The sequence below is a fragment of the Serratia sp. CMO1 genome (assembly GCF_015689115.1).
GTDB lineage: Bacteria > Pseudomonadota > Gammaproteobacteria > Enterobacterales > Enterobacteriaceae > Serratia > Serratia marcescens.
Map to the genome: position 1 here is coordinate 734902 of NZ_CP065032.1, position 20989 is coordinate 755890.

At 62.0% G+C, this 20989-nt stretch carries 20 protein-coding genes; 9 read left to right on the top strand and 11 right to left on the bottom strand.

Going from position 1 to position 20989, the window contains the following annotated elements:
- Positions 1-46 precede the first annotated feature (46 nt).
- Together secA and mutT are read left to right on the top strand one after the other, a co-directional pair.
- A complete protein-coding gene (gene secA, locus IT763_RS03375) occupies positions 47-2755 on the top strand; it encodes a preprotein translocase subunit SecA (RefSeq protein WP_033641260.1) in 2709 nt (902 codons plus the stop codon).
- 81 nt (positions 2756-2836) lie between these two features.
- Complete coding sequence (gene mutT / locus IT763_RS03380) at positions 2837-3241, top strand: 8-oxo-dGTP diphosphatase MutT (protein ID WP_206195172.1); 405 nt, start codon at positions 2837-2839, stop codon at positions 3239-3241.
- A gap of 39 nt (positions 3242-3280) precedes the next feature.
- On the opposite strand, the gene yacG is transcribed toward mutT, so the two are convergent.
- The 3 genes from yacG to coaE are packed head-to-tail and all read right to left on the bottom strand — an operon-like array spanning position 3281 to position 4896.
- Complete coding sequence (gene yacG / locus IT763_RS03385; protein WP_004932737.1) at positions 3281-3472, bottom strand: DNA gyrase inhibitor YacG; 192 nt, start codon at positions 3470-3472, stop codon at positions 3281-3283.
- 51 nt (positions 3473-3523) lie between these two features.
- On the bottom strand, positions 3524-4276 hold the full coding sequence (gene zapD, locus IT763_RS03390) for a cell division protein ZapD (RefSeq protein WP_016929080.1): 753 nt from the start codon (positions 4274-4276) through the stop codon (positions 3524-3526).
- 5 nt (positions 4277-4281) lie between these two features.
- Positions 4282-4896, bottom strand: coding sequence for a dephospho-CoA kinase (gene coaE, locus IT763_RS03395; protein WP_079451066.1), 615 nt, complete (start codon positions 4894-4896; stop codon positions 4282-4284).
- Positions 4897-5258: 362 nt separating this feature from the next.
- Between coaE and IT763_RS03400 the strand changes: the two genes are divergently transcribed.
- The gene (locus tag IT763_RS03400; protein WP_033641262.1) at positions 5259-6302 is read left to right on the top strand and encodes a GMP reductase; all 1044 of its coding nucleotides are present in this window, start codon (positions 5259-5261) and stop codon (positions 6300-6302) included.
- Positions 6303-6354: 52 nt separating this feature from the next.
- Here the strand turns inward: IT763_RS03400 and hofC are convergent, their stop codons facing one another.
- The 4 genes from hofC to nadC form a co-directional block, all read right to left on the bottom strand.
- Positions 6355-7554, bottom strand: coding sequence for a protein transport protein HofC (hofC, locus tag IT763_RS03405; protein WP_143779159.1), 1200 nt, complete (start codon positions 7552-7554; stop codon positions 6355-6357).
- Positions 7551-8993 carry a type II secretion system protein GspE gene (gene gspE, locus IT763_RS03410; RefSeq protein WP_206195173.1) on the bottom strand — a complete coding sequence of 481 codons (1443 nt, stop codon included), beginning with the start codon at positions 8991-8993 and terminating at the stop codon, positions 7551-7553. Before gspE ends, hofC begins: the two co-directional genes overlap by 4 nt.
- Before the next feature lie 5 nt (positions 8994-8998).
- Positions 8999-9436, bottom strand: a complete 438-nt coding sequence (gene ppdD / locus IT763_RS03415) for a prepilin peptidase-dependent pilin (protein WP_016929075.1) — start codon at positions 9434-9436, stop codon at positions 8999-9001.
- Positions 9437-9625: 189 nt separating this feature from the next.
- Entirely contained in the window at positions 9626-10516 is an 891-nt protein-coding gene (gene nadC, locus IT763_RS03420; RefSeq protein ID WP_049300176.1) for a carboxylating nicotinate-nucleotide diphosphorylase, read from the bottom strand.
- An 84-nt stretch (positions 10517-10600) separates the two neighbouring features.
- Here nadC and ampD point away from each other — a divergent pair, with 84 nt between their 5' ends.
- Both ampD and ampE read left to right on the top strand, forming a co-directional pair.
- On the top strand, positions 10601-11197 hold the full coding sequence (gene ampD / locus IT763_RS03425; RefSeq protein WP_049300177.1) for a 1,6-anhydro-N-acetylmuramyl-L-alanine amidase AmpD: 597 nt from the start codon (positions 10601-10603) through the stop codon (positions 11195-11197).
- Positions 11197-12051 carry a beta-lactamase regulator AmpE gene (gene ampE / locus IT763_RS03430; protein ID WP_004932714.1) on the top strand — a complete coding sequence of 285 codons (855 nt, stop codon included), beginning with the start codon at positions 11197-11199 and terminating at the stop codon, positions 12049-12051. The genes ampD and ampE overlap by 1 nt, the downstream gene beginning before the upstream one ends.
- Positions 12052-12112: 61 nt before the next feature.
- On the opposite strand, the gene hemL is transcribed toward ampE, so the two are convergent.
- Complete coding sequence (gene hemL, locus IT763_RS03435) at positions 12113-13402, bottom strand: glutamate-1-semialdehyde 2,1-aminomutase (protein ID WP_206195174.1); 1290 nt, start codon at positions 13400-13402, stop codon at positions 12113-12115.
- A gap of 174 nt (positions 13403-13576) precedes the next feature.
- Between hemL and clcA the strand changes: the two genes are divergently transcribed.
- Together clcA and erpA are read left to right on the top strand one after the other, a co-directional pair.
- Positions 13577-15016, top strand: coding sequence for a H(+)/Cl(-) exchange transporter ClcA (clcA, locus tag IT763_RS03440; protein WP_033634217.1), 1440 nt, complete (start codon positions 13577-13579; stop codon positions 15014-15016).
- An 89-nt stretch (positions 15017-15105) separates the two neighbouring features.
- On the top strand, positions 15106-15450 hold the full coding sequence (gene erpA / locus IT763_RS03445; RefSeq protein ID WP_004932708.1) for an iron-sulfur cluster insertion protein ErpA: 345 nt from the start codon (positions 15106-15108) through the stop codon (positions 15448-15450).
- A 126-nt stretch (positions 15451-15576) separates the two neighbouring features.
- On the opposite strand, the gene IT763_RS03450 is transcribed toward erpA, so the two are convergent.
- From IT763_RS03450 to mtnN, 3 genes are read right to left on the bottom strand one after another with little or no spacing between them, the layout of a single operon-like run.
- Complete coding sequence (locus IT763_RS03450) at positions 15577-16191, bottom strand: TRIC cation channel family protein (RefSeq protein WP_015376663.1); 615 nt, start codon at positions 16189-16191, stop codon at positions 15577-15579.
- Positions 16191-16976, bottom strand: a complete 786-nt coding sequence (btuF, locus tag IT763_RS03455) for a vitamin B12 ABC transporter substrate-binding protein BtuF (protein WP_033641486.1) — start codon at positions 16974-16976, stop codon at positions 16191-16193. The genes IT763_RS03450 and btuF overlap by 1 nt, the downstream gene beginning before the upstream one ends.
- A gap of 22 nt (positions 16977-16998) precedes the next feature.
- Positions 16999-17700: a 5'-methylthioadenosine/S-adenosylhomocysteine nucleosidase gene (mtnN, locus tag IT763_RS03460; protein WP_004932702.1), complete on the bottom strand. Its 702-nt coding sequence runs from the start codon at positions 17698-17700 to the stop codon at positions 16999-17001.
- Positions 17701-17829: 129 nt separating this feature from the next.
- Here mtnN and dgt point away from each other — a divergent pair, with 129 nt between their 5' ends.
- A complete protein-coding gene (dgt, locus tag IT763_RS03465) occupies positions 17830-19347 on the top strand; it encodes a dGTPase (RefSeq protein ID WP_016929068.1) in 1518 nt (505 codons plus the stop codon).
- 181 nt (positions 19348-19528) lie between these two features.
- Positions 19529-20968, top strand: coding sequence for a serine endoprotease DegP (gene degP / locus IT763_RS03470; RefSeq protein WP_033641270.1), 1440 nt, complete (start codon positions 19529-19531; stop codon positions 20966-20968).
- Positions 20969-20989 lie beyond the last annotated feature (21 nt).

The following is a 20989-nucleotide window of genomic DNA, read 5'->3' on the forward strand; positions in this document are numbered from 1 at the left end:
AAGTTGACTGCCGTGTTCGGCGGTCATGACAGAGATATCAAACATCATGTTAGTGAAATTATTAACCAAAGTTTTTGGCAGCCGTAACGATCGTACCCTGCGCCGCATGCGCAAAGTGGTTGAGCAGATCAACCGCATGGAACCGGACATGGAAAAACTGTCCGATGACGAGCTGAAAGCGAAAACCAACGAGTTCCGCGCACGCCTGGAGAAAGGCGAGTCGCTGGACAGCCTGATCCCTGAAGCCTTCGCCGTGGTGCGCGAGGCGAGCAAGCGCGTGTTCGGCATGCGTCACTTCGACGTGCAGCTGCTGGGCGGCATGGTGCTGAACGACCGCTGCATCGCCGAGATGCGCACCGGTGAAGGTAAAACCCTGACCGCGACGCTGCCGGCCTACCTGAACGCCCTGAGCGGCCGCGGCGTGCACGTCGTGACCGTCAACGACTATCTGGCGCAGCGTGACGCCGAAAACAACCGTCCGCTGTTCGAGTTCCTCGGCCTGAGCATCGGCATCAACCTGCCGGGCATGCCGGCGCCGGCCAAGCGCGAAGCTTACGCCGCCGACATCACCTACGGCACCAACAACGAATACGGCTTCGACTACCTGCGCGACAACATGGCGTTCAGCCCGGAAGAGCGCGTGCAGCGCAAACTGCACTATGCGCTGGTGGATGAGGTGGACTCCATCCTGATCGATGAAGCGCGTACGCCGCTGATCATCTCCGGCCCGGCCGAAGACAGCTCTGAGATGTACATCAAGGTCAACAAGCTGATCCCTAAACTGATCCGCCAGGAAAAAGAAGACTCCGACACCTTCAAGGGTGAAGGGCACTTCTCGGTGGACGAGAAGGCGCGTCAGGTCCACCTGACCGAACGCGGTCTGATCCTGATCGAAGAGATGCTGGTGGACGCCGGCATCATGGATGAAGGCGAATCGCTGTACTCGCCGACCAACATCATGCTGATGCACCACGTTACCGCCGCGCTGCGCGCCCACGTGCTGTTCACCCGCGACGTGGACTACATCGTGAAAGATGGTGAAGTGATCATCGTCGATGAACACACCGGCCGTACCATGCAGGGCCGCCGTTGGTCCGACGGTCTGCACCAGGCGGTGGAAGCCAAAGAAGGCGTGGAGATCCAGAACGAGAACCAGACGCTGGCTTCGATCACCTTCCAGAACTACTTCCGTCTGTACGAGAAGCTGGCCGGGATGACCGGTACCGCCGATACCGAAGCCTTCGAATTCAGCTCGATCTACAAGCTGGACACGATCGTGGTGCCAACCAACCGTCCGATGATCCGTAAGGATATGCCGGATCTGGTGTACATGACCGAGAAAGAGAAGATCGGCGCCATCATTGAAGATATCCGCGAGCGTACCGCCAAAGGCCAACCGGTGCTGGTGGGGACCATCTCAATCGAGAAATCCGAAGTGGTGTCCCGTGAGCTGACCAAAGCGGGCATCGACCACAAGGTGCTGAACGCCAAATTCCACGCCATGGAAGCGGACATCGTCGCCCAGGCCGGCCAAAGCGGTGCGGTGACCATCGCTACCAACATGGCGGGCCGTGGTACCGACATCGTGCTGGGCGGCAGCTGGCAGGCCGAAGTGGCGCTGCTGGAAGAACCGACCGAAGAGCAGATCGAAGCTATCAAAGCCGCCTGGAAAGAGCGCCACGACGCGGTGCTGGCGGCGGGCGGCCTGCATATTATCGGCACCGAGCGCCATGAATCGCGCCGTATCGATAACCAGCTGCGCGGCCGTTCCGGTCGTCAGGGCGACGCCGGTTCATCCCGCTTCTACCTGTCGATGGAAGATGCCCTGATGCGTATCTTCGCCTCGGATCGCGTGTCCGGCATGATGCGTAAACTGGGTATGAAAGAAGGCGAAGCGATTGAGCACCCGTGGGTGACCAAGGCGATCGCCAATGCTCAGCGCAAGGTAGAGAGCCGCAACTTCGACATCCGTAAGCAGCTGCTGGAATACGACGACGTCGCCAACGATCAGCGCCGCGCCATCTACAGCCAACGCAACGAATTGCTGGACGTGTCCGACGTGAGCGAAACCATCGCCAGCATCCGCGAGGACGTGTTCAAGAGCACCATCGACAACTACATCACGCCGCAGTCGCTGGAAGAAGAGTGGGACATTCAGGGGCTGGAAGAGCGCCTGAAGAACGACTTCGATCTGGAGATGCCGATCGCCCAGTGGCTGGACAAAGAGCCGGAGCTGCACGAAGAGACGCTGCGCGAACGCATTCTGGAGAACGCCAAAGAGCAGTATCAGCGTAAGGAAGAAGTGGTCGGCAGCGAGATGATGCGCAACTTCGAGAAGGGCGTGATGCTGCAGACGCTGGATTCTCTGTGGAAAGAGCATCTGGCGGCGATGGACTACCTGCGCCAGGGTATCCACCTGCGCGGTTACGCGCAGAAGGATCCGAAGCAGGAGTACAAGCGTGAATCCTTCAACATGTTCGCCACCATGCTGGAATCGCTGAAATATGAAGTGATCAGCGTGCTGAGCAAGGTACAGGTGCGGATGCCGGAAGAGGTGGAAGCGCTGGAACAGCAGCGCCGTGAAGAGGCCGAGCGTCTGGCGCAGCAGCAACAGCTGAGCCACCACGACGAGAACGCGCTGGCGACTGAAGATCCGAATGCGCCGGCGACCGCCGAGCGTAAAGTGGGCCGCAACGATCCTTGCCCATGCGGTTCCGGCAAGAAATACAAGCAGTGCCACGGTCGCCTGCAGTAATGCCGGCCGCGGTTGACCGATAACACCCAGGGGTTCAGCTTGCTGAGCCCCTGTTTTTTTGACACCCATCAGGAGGGTGAGATGAAACATCTGAATATCGCCGTGGGCATCATCCGTAATGCTCAGCGGGAAATTTTTATTACCCGCCGCGCCGCTGATGCGCACATGGCCGGATTCTGGGAGTTTCCCGGCGGCAAGATCGAACCGGGTGAGACGCCGGAACAGGCGTTGAGCCGCGAGCTGCGGGAAGAGACCGGTATCGAAGCCGAACGCGCCGAACTGCTGGAGGTGGTGGAGCACCGCTTCAGCGATCGTATCGTGACGCTGAATTTTTATCTGGTAGAAGCCTGGGCGGGTGAGCCGTTCGGCCGTGAGGGGCAACCGATGCGCTGGGTAAAACAGGCGGATCTGCGTGAAGACGAGTTCCCGGAAGCCAATGTCGGCATTATTCAATTGCTGGTGGCGCAGGCGAACGCCGCGCAATAACAAGGTTGGCCTGGCGTCCGCCAGGCCAATAGCGGGCGATCAGCGATCGTCCATTTCACTCCAGTCTTCGCTTTCCGACAGATCGCTGTTGCTCGGAATGCGCTTCTCTTCATCGGCCCACTCGCCGAGATCGATCAGCTGGCAGCGTTTGCTGCAAAACGGCCGGAATGGGCTGACTTCACCCCAAACCACGCCGGTGCCACAGGTTGGGCATTTTACTACGGTCGTCATAACGGTTCCTTACGCCTTCTGTCAGTGCTGAGAAGGCTTTCTTTCACAAGTTCAACAACAGGCCAGTTCGAACGTCAGGCGTTCAGGCACCGCGCCATTTTCGCTATCCAGCGGCAGGAAACGAATGGCATAGCGCGTCTTATGGCCGGAAATCTGCGGATAAAGCTGCGGTGCCAGATGGAGGCGCAAGCGCAGCAGATCCGCCCCTTCGGCGTTGTCCTGGAAAAAACCGTTCAGACTGATTTGATTGCGGAACGGCCCGGATTGGCGGATCAGATCCAACACCATGATCAGCGCCTGGTTCAGCGGATCCAGCGACTGCAGCCAGGCGGCGACGTCGGCATCGCGATCCTGCTGCGGCGCGTGCATCCACATGTGCAGGGTCGGCAGATCAAAGCTGCAGCAGCCGCCGGGAATATTCAGCCGCTGACGCACCAGGCCGATCAGCCGGTCTTCGCGCAGCGCCTGGCCGAGGCGCGGCGCCGCCATCAGCGCCGATGAGCGCGACTTCAGCTGGCCACGCAGCTGGTCGATCAGCGCCATATCCACGCCCGGCACATCGGCCCAGGCCAACAGTTTCTGCTGCTGGCGTTCCAACTCTTTGAGCAGTTCGGTGCGTACTTCGCCGCGCTCCAGCACGTCCAGCAAATCGGAGACGGTGCGAAAGAAGGTGAGGGCGATGGCGGTCTCGCTCAGGGCGCGTTGGCCGTGCAGCTGTTGCAGCAGGAATTCGATGCGCAGCCAGGTGCGCATTTTTTCGTTCAGCGGGTGTTCAAAGAGAACGGTTGGGGAAACATCACTCATGCAGTTTAATCCTGTTGGGGCGCTGTTGCCGCCAGTTCAAGGTAGCGACGATGCAGTGCGGCGACCTGTGGCTCTATCCCCTGAGCGGCGCCGCTGTTGTCAATAATGTCATCCGCCACGGCGAGGCGCTGCTGGCGCGTGGCCTGGGCGGCGAGAATGCTCTGCGCTTGCTCACGGCTGACGCCGTCGCGCGCGATGGTGCGAGCCAGCTGGGTTTCGGCGTCGACGTCGATCACCAGCACCCGATCGGCGCGATCCTGCAGACCGTTTTCCACCAGCAGCGGCACCACCCACAGCGCGTACGGGCTGGTGGCCTGCGCCAGTTGGCGCTGGGTTTCACGGTGTATCAGCGGGTGCAGCAGCTGGTTCAGCCAGGTTTTGTCATCGGGATGGCTGAAGATGCGCTGACGCAGCGCAGCGCGGTTCAACGCGCCGTCCGGCAGCAACATTTCATTACCAAATCGTTCGGCGATCGCGGCCAAGGCAGGGGTGCCCGGCTCGACGACCTGACGGGCGATCACGTCGGCGTCGACAAGGGTTGCGCCGTGGCGCGCAAAGGCGTTCGCGACGGTCGTCTTGCCGCTGCCTATGCCCCCGGTCAACGCAACAATGTAGGCCATGGTGTTAGGTGCATCCGATGTTCATAAAAAAATAATAGTCGAATCATAAAGCGATCGCGCAGAAGTGCAAGTCGGCAGGCGGCGCTTGCGCATCGGCACCGATCGGGTGGCGAGAAAAAACGCAGCGGCACGGCAAAAATGAGCGGGCAATCACACTGCGATTATGCAGGTAAATTTGTCGGATTGTAGCGTAAATAAAGGCGAATTCGCAGTCTTGTTCGGCGATTATTAGCGCGTATTATAACGTCACTGGAACTGGCATTAATCTCGCCGCCGTCTTTTTGCGCCACTGGAAAGCCGCCGGGCAGAGGTTCGAATATCCTCCTTGCGATCCGTCGCCATTAACCAGGAAATCATAAGTCATGCGTATTGAAGAAGATTTGAAGTTAGGCTTTAAAGACGTGTTGATCCGCCCTAAGCGCTCCACGCTGAAAAGCCGCTCCGAGGTTGAACTGGAACGTCAGTTTGCCTTCAAGCATTCAGGTTGCAGCTGGTCCGGCGTGCCGATTATCGCGGCCAACATGGACACGGTGGGCACCTTCCGCATGGCCGAGGCCCTGGCTTCTTTCGACGTTCTCACCGCCGTACACAAACATTACAGCGTCGAGCAATGGGCTGACTTCGTGCAGCGCATGCCGGAATCGGTGCTGCGCCACGTGATGGTCTCCACCGGCACCTCCGAAGCCGACTTCGCCAAAATGCAGCAGATCCTGGCCCTGTCTCCGGCGCTGAAATTCATCTGTATCGACGTGGCCAACGGCTACTCTGAACACTTTGTCGCCTTCCTGCAGAAAGCGCGCGAAGCCTGCCCGGATCACGTCATCTGCGCAGGTAACGTGGTCACCGGCGAGATGGTGGAAGAGTTGATCCTCTCCGGCGCCGACATCGTTAAAGTTGGCATCGGCCCGGGGTCGGTATGCACCACCCGCGTGAAGACCGGCGTGGGCTACCCGCAGCTGTCGGCGGTGATTGAATGCGCCGACGCGGCCCATGGGTTGGGCGGCCAAATCGTCAGCGACGGCGGCTGCTCGGTGCCGGGCGATGTCGCCAAAGCCTTCGGCGGCGGCGCGGACTTCGTGATGCTGGGCGGCATGCTGGCCGGCCACGACGAGTGCGAAGGCACCGTGGTGGAAGAGAACGGCGAGAAGTTCATGCTGTTCTACGGCATGAGCTCCGAGTCGGCGATGAAGCGCCACGTCGGTGGCGTAGCGGAGTATCGCGCGGCCGAAGGGAAAACCGTCAAGCTGCCGCTGCGGGGCGAGGTGGAGTTTACCGTGCGCGATATCCTCGGCGGCCTGCGTTCCGCCTGCACCTACGTCGGCGCCGAGCGTCTGAAAGAGCTGACCAAGCGCACCACCTTTATCCGCGTGGCGGAGCAGGAAAACCGCGTCTTCGGCAGCAAATAAGCCGCAGCTTGCATTCGGGCGCCGCGCACCGCGTCGCCCGCTATCCTCTTCTTTATCCCAGCACGCTGCCCAGTTGAAAGATAGGCAGATACATGGCGATCACCAAAGCGCCGACAATCCCGCCCACCACCAGCATCAGCAGCGGCTCCAGCGTTTGCGCCAGCGTATCGGCCAGCTCGTGCGTCTGCCGTTCATACCACTGCGCCAACTTATCCAGCAAGGCGTCCAGCGAACCGGACTCCTCGCCCACCCGCACCAGCTGCCGGCACAGTGGCGGAAACAGCGGTTGCAGACCCAGGGCCTGATGAAACGCTTCGCCTTCGGCGATCTGCCGTTGCACCTGCTCCAGCGCCTGCCGGTACAGCAGATGATCCGCCGCCAGCGCCGCCGCGTTCAAGCCTTCCACCAGCGTCAGCCCCGCGCGTTGGGTCATGGTCAGGATACGAAACGTTTGGCTCAGCGCGCCGCCGTTCACCAGCCGGGCAATCAGCGGCAGGCGCAGTAAGGCGGCCTGTTCGCGTTGGCGCCACGGAGGGCGCGGATGCAACCAGCGGAAGTAGCCGAACAGCGACGCGCCGAGCAGCAGCGCCAAATAGGGGCCAACGGCGATCAGCTGCGCGGACAGCCCCAATAACCCTTGGGTAAACCAAGGCAGCGGCGCATCGAACGACTGATAAACCTTGGCAAATTCCGGCAGCACCATCACCAGCATCAGCACGCTGACCAGCAGCGCCACCGCACAGATGAAAAGGGGATACCGCAGCGCTTTGGTCACTTTGCGGCGCAGCAGGTGCTGAGCCTCCTGCTGTTGCGCCAACTGCAGGCAGCAGCGATCGAGGTTGCCGGTCAGTTCGCCGATGGCGATCAGTTGGCGATAGATCGGTGGAAAAACGCCTGGTTGCGCGGCAAGGCTTTCGGAGAGCGGCTGCCCTTCGCGCACCTGTTCTGCCAACAGGCGCAACAGGCAACGCCAGGCTGCCGAAGGGTGCTCTGCCGCCAGAAGCTGCAGCGTATTGACCAGCGGCAGCCCGGCCTGCAACAAGGTAGCGAGCTGGCGGGTGAAGTGGATTAAGGGTTCTCCGCGCCATTGGCCGGGCGTGACGCGTTTGCCGTGCCCGATCCGCCAAGGTTGCAGGCCTTGTTCGATCAGCAACCTGCTCACCTGCCGCTTTTCATCGCTCATCAGTTCGCCGCTGCGTAAGGCGCCCTGAGCGTCGAAGGCCTGCCACAGAAACAACCGGCGCGCTTTCATGGCGTGGTTACGCCGAGCCGGACGACGTCGATGACGCGGTACAGTTCTTCCAGCGAGGTCGTGCCTTCGGCGGCCAGCGCCAGACCCGCCTGCAGCAGCGAAAGCTGCCCCTGTTCGCGGGCGATATCCGCCAGCAGACTGGGAGCGGCGTTCGCCAGCAATGCTGCCTGAATTTCCGGCGTAATGGCCAACAGTTCATACACGCCGATGCGCCCATAGTAGCCGCCGAAGCAGTGCTCGCAGCCGTCGGCACGCCAGGCGGTCAGCGGTTCCGGCCAGATCGCGGTGGGAAAATGCGTCGGCTGGCTGTGCGGGTAGCGGCAGTGGCGACATAGCCTGCGCACCAGCCGCTGGGCGACGACCAGCTTCAGGCAGCCGGCGAGCAGGTAGCCGGGGATACCCATGTGCATCAGCCGCGTCAGGGTCTCGCCGGTGGAGTTGGTATGCAGCGTCGACAGCACCAGGTGGCCGGTTTGCGCGGCCTTGACCGCGATCTCGGCGGTTTCCGCATCGCGGATCTCGCCGATCATGATGACGTCCGGATCCTGGCGCAGCAGGGCGCGCAGCACTCGGGCGAAGCTCAGCTCGGTTTTGGCGTTGATCTGGGTCTGATTAACGCCGAACAGCGGGATCTCGACCGGATCCTCGACGCTGCACAGGTTGCTCTGCGCATCGTTCAACTGGCGCAGACCGCTGTACAGCGTCACCGTCTTGCCGCTGCCGGTCGGGCCGGTCACCAGGATCAAACCTTGCGGGCAGGTTAACGCCGCCGCGTAGCGCGCCAGATCCGCCCGGCTCATGCCCAGTTGGTCCAGCGGCAGCTCTTGCTGCTCGCCCTGCTGAACGCGCAGCACCACTTTTTCGCCGTGTAGCGTCGGCAGAGTGGCGATACGCATGGCATAGCGCGCGCTGTCCAGCGTCAGGCTGAGCTGCCCGTCCTGAGGCTGACGGCGCTCGGCGATATCCAACTGCCCGAGGATCTTCAGCCGGGCGATGAGGCGCGCGGCCAGCTGCGGCGGCGGTGAGGCGAGGGTTTGCAGCACGCCGTCGATGCGCAGACGAATGCGAAAATGCTGCCGAAAGGGCTCGAAGTGGATGTCCGAGGCGCGGCGCTGAATAGCCAGGCGCAGCGTCTGGTTGATGAACTGTACCACCGGCGCATCGCCGTCGTCGGGGTAGGCGATGTCGGTCGTGTCCTCTTCGGCCGTCAATGGCGCCGGGAGCGGCTCGTGGTGCTGGTTCAGCGCCATCTCCAGCCTGGCCGCCGGCCATTGTTCCAAATGGATGCGCTTGCCGGTGGCGAAACGCAGCGCCGCCAGCAGCCCCTGCGGCGCTTCTTCGCTGAGCGCGACCGTCAGGGTGGTCGGGTCTTCGATCAGCGCCAGCGCCTGATAGCGCCGGCACAGGGCGTGAACCTCTTCGCTGATTTGCGCATTCATCGCCGTTACTCCGCCGCGTTGTCGAAGCGGAAGACTTCCTGGCACACCTCAACCAGCGTCGCGTTTTCGCTGCTGCACAGCCGGGTCCAGCGGGTCAGTCCATCGGCGTTCGACTTGGGGGTTAATGCCACCGCCAGGCCCTGCAGCGTTTGGCTGCCGGTCAGCGTGATCACGCCTTTGACGACTTTCACCCCGCTGACATAGCGCGACGTGCCGCCGGTGGGAATGCCTTTGCTGCCGGCCTCGCAGCCGGCGGGCGTGCCTTCGTCCAGCACGCACAGCTCGACCGCCATTTTATACGGCGCCATGGTTTGCAGCATGTCGGTCATCGCCGCTTTCTGGATGTAGCGCTGGTAGGCGGGAATGCCGATGGCGCTGAGGATGGCGATGATGGCGATCACCACCATCAGTTCTATCAGGGTAAAGCCGCGTTGCGTTTCCATGCGTTGTTTCCTCCATTGGGGTGTGGAAGACAACGGTAGCGGCTTGCTCGGGGGCACGGCGAGGGGCTTTTACGCGTTTCTCGGCGCGCCTCCATCAGTAATGATGTGGTTTGCAGCGGTGAAAAAAACGGTGAGAGGGGGTTCGCAATTTTACGGTGACGCCCCCGGCGGCGGCCGGGGGCGAGGGGATCATTTGAAGCGCATCGACAGATCGAGTGCAGTGATGTGCTTGGTCAGCGCGCCGACCGAAATGTAATCCACGCCGGTGTTGGCGAAGGTGCGCAGCGTCTCACTGGTGACGTTGCCGGACACTTCCAGCTGGGCGCGGCCCTGGGTTTGGGCGACCGCCTGACGCATCATCTCGACGCTGAAGTTGTCCAGCATGATGATGTCGGCGCCGGCATCCAGCGCCTGCTGCAGTTCATCGAGCGATTCGACTTCCACTTCCACCGGCACGTCGGCGTGCAGCCAGAAGGCTTTTTCCACTGCGTTTTTGATCGAGCCGGAGGCGATGATGTGGTTTTCCTTGATCAGGAAGGCATCGGACAGCCCCAGCCGGTGGTTGCTCCCGCCCCCGCACAGCACGGCGTATTTCAGCGCGGTGCGCAGGCCGGGCAAGGTTTTGCGGGTATCGAGCAGGCGAGTCCGGGTCCCTTCCAGCAGGGCCACGTAGCGGCTGACCTCGGTCGCCACGCCGGAGAGCGTCTGCACGAAGTTCAGCGCGGTGCGCTCGCCGGTCAGCATCACCCGCGCCGGGCCGCGCAGCCGGCAGAGCGGTTGGTTCGGCGTCAGACGGTCGCCGTCCGCCACCAGCCACTCCACCTGCACCTGATTGCCCAACTGAATAAAGACTTCGTTCAGCCAGCGGCGGCCACAGAACACGCCGGCTTCGCGGGTGATGACGGTGGCTTCGGCCTGTTTGTCTGCCGGTAACAATTGCGCGGTAATATCGCGCCCGGCGTCGACTTCCCCCCCCAGGTCTTCGCGCAGCGCCTGGGCGACGGCATAGGGAATATCACTTTCAATTCGTTCAAGAAGCTCGGTGCGGCGACTGTCGGCACTGTAGCGGCGTGTCGGCATGGAAAACTCCGAAATGGACGGTTAGATCGTAGGGGAACATGCTACTCTGTTGCAGGAATAAGTACCACCGCAGAGAGGTGTCTGATGCAGTTGGAAAATGGCTGGATTGTCGGGGTGACGCGAGTGCTCTCGCCGCACTGCGATCGGCGCCCGGATGACGAGCCGCCCTCGCTGTTGGTCATCCACAACATCAGCTTGCCGCCCGGCGAATTCGGTGGCCCCTATATCGACCAGCTGTTCACCGGCACGCTCGACCCTGCGCAGCACCCTTATTTCGCCGATATCCATCAGCTGCGGGTGTCGGCGCATTGCCTGATTCGCCGCGGCGGAGAGATCGTGCAGTATGTGCCCTTCGACCAACGCGCCTGGCACGCGGGCGTTTCCCTGTATCAGGGGCGCGATCGGTGCAATGATTTCTCCATCGGCATCGAGCTGGAAGGGACTGACCAGTTGCCCTACACCGAGGCGCAATATCGCACGCTGCAGGCGGTCACCGTGCTGCTGGCCGAACATTACCCACCGCTGGCGGCCAATATCGCCGGGCATTGCGATATCGCCCCCGGCCGCAAGACCGATCCCGGGCCGGCGTTCGATTGGGATCGCTATCTGGCATCTCTGGAACAACGCGGCGCGCCCGCCGACGCTATGCTTGAGACAAGAAAAAGGGAGAGGAATCGCTAATGACGCTGTTTACGCTGTTGCTGGTTTTGGCCTGGGAACGCCTGTTCAAGCTGGGAGAGCACTGGCAGCTGGATCATCGCCTCGAAGTGGTATTTCAGCGGCTGCATCGGGTTTCGCTGGCGCAGACACTGGCGATGACCGCCGCCTGGATGGTGATCGTCTGGGGCGTTCTGTGGCTGTCGCACGGGCTGTTCTTCGGCGTGGTGACGCTGCTGCTGTGGATTGTCATCGATCTGCTGTGTGTCGGCGCCGGCATCAAGCGCAAACACTACCGCGCCTACCTGAAAGCGGCGCGGCAGGGGGATATCCACGCCAGCGATCAGATGGCGGAAGAGCTGGCGTTGATCCACGGCTTGCCGGTGGACTGCAGCGAAGAGCTGCGCCTGCGCGAGCTGCAAAACGCGCTGCTGTGGATTAACTTCCGTTATTACCTGGCGCCGCTGTTCTGGTTCGTGGTCTTTGGGCCGTACGGGCCGATCGCGCTGGCGGGGTATGCCTTCCTGCGCGCCTATCAAACCTGGCTGGCGCGCCACAATACGCCGCTGGAGCGTTCGCAATCGGGCATCGATCACCTGTTGAACTGGCTGGACTGGATCCCGGTGCGTTTGGCCGGGGTGGCCTATGCGCTGTTCGGCCATGGCGAACGCGCGTTGCCGGCCTGGTTCGCCTCGCTGGGGGATCGGCATTCGTCGTCGTATCAGGTGCTGACGCGGCTGGCCCAGTTCTCGCTGGCGCGCGATCCGCATATGGATCCGGTGCAAACGCCGCGGGCGGCGGTGACGCTGGCGCGCAAGGTGACGATGATCATCGTGGTGGTGGTGGCGCTGTTGACCATTTACGGCACGCTGCTTTAAGCCGCTGAGAAAAACAAAACGGGCGCCGAGGCGCCCGTTTTGTTTGGCCATTCGGCCGGGATTACAGCTTGGCGAAGCAGCGACGCGCGGCGTCGATGGTGCGCTGGATGTCTTCCTTGCTGTGCGCCACGGACATGAAGCCCGCTTCGAAGGCGGACGGCGCCAGATACACCCCTTCTTCCAGCATCAGGTGGAAGAAACGCTTGAAGCGTTCCACGTCGCACTGCATCACGTCCTGGTAGCAGGTGACCGCCGGCGCGTCGGTGAAGAACAGGCCGAACATGCCGCCAACGTTGTTGACCACCAGCGGAATATTCTCCTCCTGCGCCGCGTGCAGCAGGCCAGCGGCCAGCATCTCGGTCAGTTCGGTCAGCGTCTGGTGCACGCCGACCTGTGAGACTTCGGTCAAACAAGCGTAGCCCGCCGCCATGGCGATCGGGTTGCCGGACAGGGTGCCGGCCTGGTAGACCGGGCCGGTGGGCGCCAGCGCGTCCATCACCTCGCGACGGCCGCCGAAGGCGCCCACCGGCATGCCGCCGCCGATGATTTTGCCGAGGCAGGTCAGATCCGGTTCGACGCCGTAATAGGATTGCGCGCCGGCCAGCGCGATGCGGAAGCCGGTCATCACTTCGTCGATGATCAAGAGCGCGCCGTACTTGTCGCACAGGGCGCGCAGGCCCGGCAGGAATTCTGGCAGCGGCGGCACGCAGTTCATGTTGCCGGCGACCGGCTCGACGATAATACAGGCGATCTCGGACGGGTACTGTTCGAAGGCGGCGCGCACCGAATCCAGATCGTTATAGGTGCAGGTCAGAGTGTGCTTGGCGAAGTCGGCCGGCACGCCCGGTGAGTTCGGCTGGCCGAGGGTCAGCGCGCCGGAGCCGGCTTTCACCAGCAGGCAGTCGGCGTGGCCGTGATAGCAGCCTTCGAACTTGATGATTTTATCGCGGTTGGTGTAGCCGCGCGCCAGGCGGATGGCGCTCATGGTGGCTTCGGTGCCCGAGTTCACCATGCGCACCATATCCATCGTCGGCACCAGCTCGGTGACCAGCTGCGCCATTTTGACTTCCATCTCGGTCGGCGCGCCGAAGCTCAGGCCGCGCTGCGCCGCTTCGATCACCGCGTCGCGGATCGCCGGGTGGTTATGCCCCAGCACCATCGGCCCCCAGGAACCGACATAGTCGATATAGGCCTTGCCGTCGGCATCGAACAGGTAAGCCCCGTCTGCCCGCTCGATAAACAGCGGCACACCGCCCACGCCGGTGAATGCACGCACCGGAGAGTTTACCCCGCCGGGGATCAACTGTTGCGCCTGGGCGTACAGACTTTCGGACTTGCTGTGTAGGCTCATAAATCGGCTCCTGGATTCTCTTTTGAATGATTTGACCGCGCTATTCTAGAGGAGAGCGCCGCGTTATGAAACGATCACAGTCAGATACCATTAACGGCAGCGTCCGCCGCCAGGTTGGGGTAGAATTATCGCCCTGCCTATTTGTATTACAAATTACCTGACGAATCACTCGCGATGACAGAATCACAATCACAGCCAGTCGGGACGTTGAGCCCGCGTCTGCGCCGCAGCGATGCGGTGCGTCAGTTTATTCGCCGCGATAAAACCCCGGTGGCGATCCTGGTGATGGCCGCGCTGGTGGGGGCGCTGGCCGGTTTGCTCGGCGTGGCCTTCGATAAAGCGGTGGAGTGGGTGCAGCAGCAGCGGTTGGCTTCGCTGGCGCAGGTCGCCGACTCCTGGCTTCTGGTGTGGCCCCTGGCGTTTATCCTGTCCGCCGCGCTGGCGGCGCTGGGCTATTACCTGGTGCGGCGCTTTGCGCCTGAGGCGGGCGGCTCGGGCATTCCGGAAATCGAAGGCGCGCTGGAAGAGCTGCGGCCGGTACGCTGGTGGCGCGTGATCCCGGTAAAATTCATCGGCGGTATGGGCACCCTGGGGGCGGGCATGGTGCTGGGGCGCGAAGGGCCCACGGTGCAAATGGGCGGCAACGTCGGGCGCATGGTATTGGACGTGCTGCGCATTCGCGGCGCCGAGGCGCGTCATACGTTGCTGGCGACCGGGGCCGCCGCCGGGTTGTCCGCCGCGTTCAACGCGCCGCTGGCCGGCATCTTGTTCATCATCGAAGAGATGCGGCCGCAGTTCCGCTACAACCTGATCTCGATTAAAGCGGTGTTTATCGGCGTTATCATGTCGAGCGTGGTGTTCCAGCTGTTTAACGGCCAGGGGGCGGTGATCGCGGTCGACAAACTTTCTTCGGCGCCCATCAATACCCTGTGGCTCTATCTGGTTTTGGGGGCAATCTTCGGCGCGGTGGGCGTGGGGTTCAACGCGCTGATCTTCCGCACCCAAGACATGTTCGCGCGCCTGCACGGCGGCAGAATGCGCAATGTCTTGCTGATGGGCGGGCTGCTCGGCGGCGTGTGCGGCATTCTGGGGCTGATCCAGCCGGAGGCGGCGGGCGGCGGCTTTGGGCTGATCCCGATCGCCGCGGCGGGCAACTACAGCGTCGGCATGTTGATGTTTATCTTTATCACCCGCATCTTCACCACGCTGCTGTGCTTCGGTTCCGGCGCGCCGGGCGGCATCTTCGCGCCGATGCTGGCGTTGGGCACGCTGTTCGGCACCGCCTTCGGGCTGGCGGGGGCACATCTGTTCCCGCAGTACGGCATCGAGGCGGGCACCTTCGCCATCGCCGGCATGGGGGCGCTGTTCGCCGCCACGGTGCGCGCCCCGCTGACCGGCATCGTGCTGGTGCTGGAAATGACCGACAACTACCAGCTTATTTTACCGATGATCATTACCTGCCTCGGCGCCACGGTGGTGGCGCAGCTGCTCGGCGGCAAGCCGCTGTATTCGTCGATCCTGGCCCGCACGCTGCAAAAGCAGGAGGCGCAGCTGGCGCGGGAGGCGGCGCAGAAAACAAGTAAGGAAAATACAACAAATGCGGTGAATACTTGAACGCAACACTCAGGTATCGGATAATCGTTAATATTAATCAGGCAGCCATAGTCGCGATCTGATGCTGAACAATGTTGGGAGTAAAGAGTATGAGTGATCAAACGGCACTGCCCCTGCAATTTACCGAGGCAGCAGCAAACAAGGTTAAGTTCCTGATTGCTGACGAAGAAAACCCGAACCTGAAGTTGCGGGTTTACATTACCGGCGGCGGCTGCAGCGGATTCCAGTACGGCTTCACTTTTGACGACAAGGTCAACGATGGCGACATGACCATCGAGAAGCAGGGCGTGGCGCTGGTGGTCGATCCGATGAGCCTGCAGTATCTGGTCGGCGGTTCGGTGGACTACACCGAAGGGCTGGAAGGATCGCGCTTTGTGGTGACCAACCCGAATGCCAAAACCACCTGCGGTTGCGGTTCGTCGTTCAGCATCTGAGTTTGCCTGCCAGAATATCAACCCGCTCGCCTTACGGCCGGCGGGTTTTTTTATGCCTACCCTTCCACGAGAATCACTGCCGTGCCGTTCTCCTGCGCCGGCCGGCCGTGAGTGATGTGCGGCGGCTCAGCGTTCGAGAATAAAGGCGGGCAGCTTGAGATGCCAACGAATGGCCGCCAGCCGAATGGCCAGGGTAATGAGCATGCCCAGCATCATGGCCTGTTGCAGCGGCATATTGAAGGTGTAAAACGCCGTGGCGTGCACGATGCCGCCGATGATGCAGGCGGTGGCGTAAATTTCGGTGCGCAGGATCATCGGGATCTCGCGCGCCAGCACGTCGCGGATAATGCCGCCGCCGACGCCGGTGATCACCCCCATACAGATCGCCACCAGCGGGCCGGTACCGGCCGCGAAGGCCTTGTTGACGCCGATGCCGACGAACACCGCCAGCCCGACGGCGTCCAGCACCGGCAGCACCCACTTCGGCAGGCGGCGCGGCTGGCGCACCAGCAGCAGCGTCAAGACGCAGGTGATCATCGCCACCACCAGATCGGTGGGATCCTTGACCCAAAATACCGGGCCGTTGGCCAGCGCCATGTCGCGGATGGTGCCGCCGCCGACCGCGGTGACCACGCCCAATACCAGCACGCCGAACGGATCCATGCGCAACTTGCCGGCCAGCAGCACGCCGGAGACGGCGAACACCGCCGTGCCGAGAATATCCAGCCAGAACACCAGCATCAGCGGATCTCCGCCAGCTGGCGGCACAGCTGCTGCGCCGCCAACAGGATGCGCGGCCCGCCGCGATTGAACCAGTCTTCGTTCAGCGCGATCACCGGCACCTGCAGCTGCGGTGCCCAGAAGGCTTTCACATTGGCGGCCTCTTTCTCGCCGCCGGTGATGACGATGGCCTGCGGCTGACGTGCCAGCACCTGCTCGCGGCTGATCTGCGGCCAAGGGGTGCGGCTGTCGGCGAAGACGTTCTGCCCGCCGCACAGCGCCAGCACCTGGCTTTGCAATGTGGCGCCGGAGCTGGTGAACAGCGGCTGGGTGCCGAACTGCAGCAGCACACGCCGTGGCGAGTTAGCGGCGTACTGTTGCTTGAGAGCGGCGAACTGGCGGCGAAGGCCGTCCGCCGCCTGATGCGCCTGCTCCGGGTGCGGGCTGTAGCGCGCCAGCTTATCCAGCAAGCCGGCGATCCCTTCGAGATTGTCGGCGTCCGCATAGAAGATCGGGATGCCGAACGCGGCGAGCTGATCCAACGCGCGTTGTGGATTACCGCCGCGCCAGGCGAGGATCAGATCCGGCTTGAGCGCCAGCACCCGCTCCAGATTGATGCCCTGCCAGGAGGCTACCTGCTCCAGCCTGGCGGCCTGCGGCGGGTAATCGGAATAGGCGCTCGCCGCCACCAGCACATCGCCCATGCCGGCGGCATAGGCGAGTTCGGTGGCGTTGGGCGCCAGGCTGATCACCCGCTGGGCGGCGCCGACCGGCAGGGCCAGCCAGAGCGCCAACAGACAGAGCATCGAGGTGAAGCGCTGCCTCACATCAACCGCGCTTGGCCAGGGTTTGCAGCATGGCGTTGACCATCAGCGTGGACTGCTTGGCCGCTACCACCAGGAACTCGTCAAAGCTCATGTGCGATTCGCTGTCGGCGACGTCGGAAATGGCGCGCACCACCACGAACGGCGTGCCGAACAGATGGCAGACGTGGGCGATCGCCGCGGCTTCCATTTCCACGGCGGCGACGCGCGGGAAGGTGGCGCGGATGCGCGCCAGCGGCTCGGCGCCGTTGATGAAGGCGTCACCGCTGCAGATCAGGCCGCGCACCGCGTGCAGATCCAGCTGTTTGATGCAGCTTTCCGCCAGCGCGATCAGCGCATCATCGGCGACGAACGCCGCCGGGCAGCCGGCCATCTGGCCCGGCTCGTAGCCGAAGGCGGTGACGTCGGCGTCGTGGTAGCGCACTTCTTCCGACACCACGATGTCGCCCACGCGCAGCGTGCTGGCCAGGCCGCCGGCGGAGCCGGTATTGATCACCACGTCGGGGCTGCAGTGCTCCAGCAACAGGGTGGTGCCCATGGCCGCAGAGACTTTGCCGATGCCGGATTTCAGCAGGGCCACGTCAACGCCGCCGATCTGGCCGGTGTAGATTTCGCAGCCCGCGCGCTGGATGGTTTGACGGTTTTCGATTTGATCGCGCAGCAGGGTGACTTCCTGCTCCATTGCGCCGATGATGCCTACTTTCATAAATAACACTCGCTGATTGGCCGTGAGAATTGCGGCATAGTCTATCATGGCTGTGTATCAGAGATAATGCGTTGCATCCGCTGCCGGGAATTGTTATCACGGGGGCAGGGCGCAACGGCGGAGAAACAGATGTCCGGGATCGACTTCAAGCAAAAAATCAGCTTCCAACGGCCTTTCAGCAAACCGATCGAGGCCGAGGAAGAGTACGACATCGTGCGGCAGTTCGAGAGCGATCGCGGGCGCATCGTCAACTCGGCCGCCATTCGCCGTCTGCAGCAAAAAACCCAGGTGTTTCCGCTGGAGCGCAACGCGGCGGTGCGCAGCCGCCTGACGCACTCGATGGAGGTGCAGCAGGTCGGGCGCCATATCGCCAAAGAGATCCTCAACCGCTTCAAACAGGCGGGGAAGATCGACGAACTCGGCCTGACCCGGCTGCTCGATCCGTTTGAAAGCATCGTGGAAATGGCCTGCCTGATGCACGACATCGGCAATCCGCCGTTCGGTCATTTCGGCGAATCGGCGATCAATGACTGGTTCGCCCAGCGGCTCGATCCCGCCAGCTGCGGCAGTGAGCCGGGCAGCCACGATCGCTGCCAGGTGGCGACGCTGCGCCTGCATGAAGGGGAGAGCGATCTGAACCGGCTGCGCAGCCGGATCCGTCAGGATCTCAGCCACTTCGAGGGCAACGCCCAGGCGATCCGCATGGTGTACAGCCTGCTCAAGCTCAACCTGACCTACGCGCAGGTCGGCTGCATTTTGAAATACACCCGCCCGGCCTACTGGGCGAGCGACATCCCCGCCAGCCACAGTTACCTGATGAAAAAGCCCGGCTACTATCTGGCGGAAGAAGCCTTCGTCGATCGGCTGCGGCGTGAGCTGCATATGGGCGAGTTCGATCGTTTCCCGCTGACCTACATTATGGAGGCCGCCGACGATATCTCGTACTGCGTGGCCGATCTGGAAGACGCGGTGGAGAAGAGCATTTTCACCGTCGAGCAGCTGTATCAGCACCTGATTCAGGAATGGGGCGAGGTGGCGCCGGGCGATCTGTTCGACAAGACCGTCGCCAGCGCGTTTCGCAAGATCGATCGCGGCGGCGCGCGGCGCAGCGCGGAAGATCAGTTCTTCATGTATCTGCGGGTGTTTACCGTGGCGCGGCTGGTGCCGCACGCGGCGCAGCGCTTTATCGACAATCTGGACGCGGTATATCAGGGCAGCTTCAATCAGGCGCTGCTGGAGGATTCCAGCCCGGCCTACCGGCTGTTGAAAATATTTAAAAATGTGGCGTTCAAGCATGTGTTCAACCACCCGGAGGTCGAGCAGCTCGAGCTGCAAGGCTATCGGGTGATCAGCGGCCTGCTGGACATTTACAGTCCGCTGTTGGCGATGTCGCTGGCGGACTTCACTCTGCTGGTGCGTGAAGACAGCCACCGCGCGTACCCGATCGAAACGCGTCTGTTCCACAAGCTGTCCACCAAGCATCGGCTGGCGTATGCGGAGGCGGTAGAAGGGCTGCAGCATTTATCGCCGGAGCAGCAAGCCATTCGGGAATATTATTTCCGCGCGCGTTTATTGCAGGACTATATCAGCGGAATGACCGACCTTTATGCCTATGATGAATATCGTCGATTAATGGCGGCGGAATAATTAAGCTGAGGAATAATTATCAGCAATTCCAACCGGTTGGCTGTCTTGATTTTTGTAAAGACGGACAATATTTGTTTACTATTGCCAATCATCTGTGCCGGAACTTCAGGCTATTAATTAACTCTGAATAAGCACGCAAGACGGCCATTCTTTTTTGAACGACTTTATAAGAGACACACAGATGAAAAAAACCGCATTAGTTCTGAGCGCATTGGCATTCAGCATCGGCATGGCGATGGGCCCGGTGACGGCCAGCGCCGCTGAAACCGCCTCTTCCTCCACCCAACAGCTGCCGAGCCTGGCGCCGATGCTGGAAAAGGTGATGCCTTCCGTGGTGAGCATTAACGTTGAGGGCAGCACCACGGTCAACACGCCGCGCATGCCGCAGCAGTTCCAACAGTTCTTCGGTGAAGATTCGCCGTTCTGCCAGGACGGTTCGCCGTTCCAGGGCTCGCCGATGTGTCAGGGCGGTGAACAGCCTGGGCCGGATGGCCAGCCGCAGGGCACGCAGCAGAAATTCCAGGCGCTGGGCGCCGGGGTGGTCATCGATGCCGCCAAGGGCTATGTGGTGACCAATAACCACGTGGTGGATAACGCCAACAAGATCCAGGTGCAGCTGAGTGACGGCCGCCGCTTCGACGCCAAGGTGATCGGCAAGGATCCGCGCTCGGACATCGCCCTGATCCAGCTGAAAGACTTCAAGAATCTGACGGCGATCAAGATGGCGGATTCCGATCAGCTGCGCGTCGGCGATTACACCGTGGCGATCGGCAACCCGTACGGGCTGGGCGAAACCGCCACCTCGGGCATCGTTTCCGCTCTGGGGCGCAGCGGCCTGAACATCGAAAACTACGAAAACTTTATCCAGACCGATGCGGCGATCAACCGCGGCAACTCCGGCGGCGCGCTGGTTAACCTGAACGGCGAGCTGATCGGCATCAACACCGCGATCCTGGCGCCGGACGGCGGCAACATCGGTATCGGCTTCGCCATTCCGAGCAACATGGTGAAAAACCTGACGGCGCAAATGGTCGAGTATGGCCAGGTGAAACGCGGCGAACTCGGCATCATGGGCACCGAGCTGAACTCTGAGCTGGCCAAGGCGATGAAGGTTGATGCGCAGCGCGGGGCCTTTGTCAGCCAGGTGATGCCGAAGTCTTCCGCCGCGAAGGCGGGCATTAAAGCCGGTGACGTGATCGTCACCATGAACGGCAAGGCCATCTCCAGCTTCGCCTCATTCCGGGCGGAGATCGGCACGCTGCCGGTCGGCAGCAAAATGTCGCTGGGCATTATCCGCGACGGCAAACCGGTGACCATTGATGTCACGCTGGAGCAAAGCGCGCAGACCCAGGTGGCCTCGGGCAATATTTACACCGGCATCGAGGGCGCCGAGCTGAGCAACACCCAGGTCGGCAACCAGAAAGGCGTCAAGGTCGACAGCGTGAAAGCCGGCAGCGCCGCGGCGCGCATCGGCTTGAAAAAAGGCGATGTGATCCTGGGCGTGAACCAACAGCCGATACAGAACCTGGGCGAGCTGCGTAAGATTCTCGACAGCAAGCCGTCGGTGCTGGCGTTGAATATTCAGCGCGGCGAGAGCCAATTGTACCTGCTGGCGCAGTGATAAACGTCAGGCGCTAAAAGA

Excerpts from the sequence above, each read along its gene's own strand:
- mutT (WP_206195172.1), top strand. The coding sequence starts at position 2,837 with ATGAAACATCTGAATATCGCCGTGGGCATCATCCGTAATGCTCAGCGG.
- clcA (WP_033634217.1), top strand. The coding sequence starts at position 13,577 with ATGACAGAATCACAATCACAGCCAGTCGGGACGTTGAGCCCGCGTCTG.
- yacG (WP_004932737.1), bottom strand. The coding sequence starts at position 3,472 with ATGACGACCGTAGTAAAATGCCCAACCTGTGGCACCGGCGTGGTTTGG.
- hofC (WP_143779159.1), bottom strand. The coding sequence starts at position 7,554 with ATGAAAGCGCGCCGGTTGTTTCTGTGGCAGGCCTTCGACGCTCAGGGC.
- nadC (WP_049300176.1), bottom strand. The coding sequence starts at position 10,516 with ATGCCGACACGCCGCTACAGTGCCGACAGTCGCCGCACCGAGCTTCTT.
- erpA (WP_004932708.1), top strand. The coding sequence starts at position 15,106 with ATGAGTGATCAAACGGCACTGCCCCTGCAATTTACCGAGGCAGCAGCA.
- ampE (WP_004932714.1), top strand. The coding sequence starts at position 11,197 with ATGACGCTGTTTACGCTGTTGCTGGTTTTGGCCTGGGAACGCCTGTTC.
- ampD (WP_049300177.1), top strand. The coding sequence starts at position 10,601 with ATGCAGTTGGAAAATGGCTGGATTGTCGGGGTGACGCGAGTGCTCTCG.
- gspE (WP_206195173.1), bottom strand. The coding sequence starts at position 8,993 with ATGAATGCGCAAATCAGCGAAGAGGTTCACGCCCTGTGCCGGCGCTAT.
- degP (WP_033641270.1), top strand. The coding sequence starts at position 19,529 with ATGAAAAAAACCGCATTAGTTCTGAGCGCATTGGCATTCAGCATCGGC.
- coaE (WP_079451066.1), bottom strand. The coding sequence starts at position 4,896 with ATGGCCTACATTGTTGCGTTGACCGGGGGCATAGGCAGCGGCAAGACG.
- zapD (WP_016929080.1), bottom strand. The coding sequence starts at position 4,276 with ATGAGTGATGTTTCCCCAACCGTTCTCTTTGAACACCCGCTGAACGAA.
- mtnN (WP_004932702.1), bottom strand. The coding sequence starts at position 17,700 with ATGAAAGTAGGCATCATCGGCGCAATGGAGCAGGAAGTCACCCTGCTG.
- dgt (WP_016929068.1), top strand. The coding sequence starts at position 17,830 with ATGTCCGGGATCGACTTCAAGCAAAAAATCAGCTTCCAACGGCCTTTC.
- IT763_RS03450 (WP_015376663.1), bottom strand. The coding sequence starts at position 16,191 with ATGCTGGTGTTCTGGCTGGATATTCTCGGCACGGCGGTGTTCGCCGTC.
- hemL (WP_206195174.1), bottom strand. The coding sequence starts at position 13,402 with ATGAGCCTACACAGCAAGTCCGAAAGTCTGTACGCCCAGGCGCAACAG.
- secA (WP_033641260.1), top strand. The coding sequence starts at position 47 with ATGTTAGTGAAATTATTAACCAAAGTTTTTGGCAGCCGTAACGATCGT.
- IT763_RS03400 (WP_033641262.1), top strand. The coding sequence starts at position 5,259 with ATGCGTATTGAAGAAGATTTGAAGTTAGGCTTTAAAGACGTGTTGATC.
- btuF (WP_033641486.1), bottom strand. The coding sequence starts at position 16,976 with ATGCTCTGTCTGTTGGCGCTCTGGCTGGCCCTGCCGGTCGGCGCCGCC.
- ppdD (WP_016929075.1), bottom strand. The coding sequence starts at position 9,436 with ATGGAAACGCAACGCGGCTTTACCCTGATAGAACTGATGGTGGTGATC.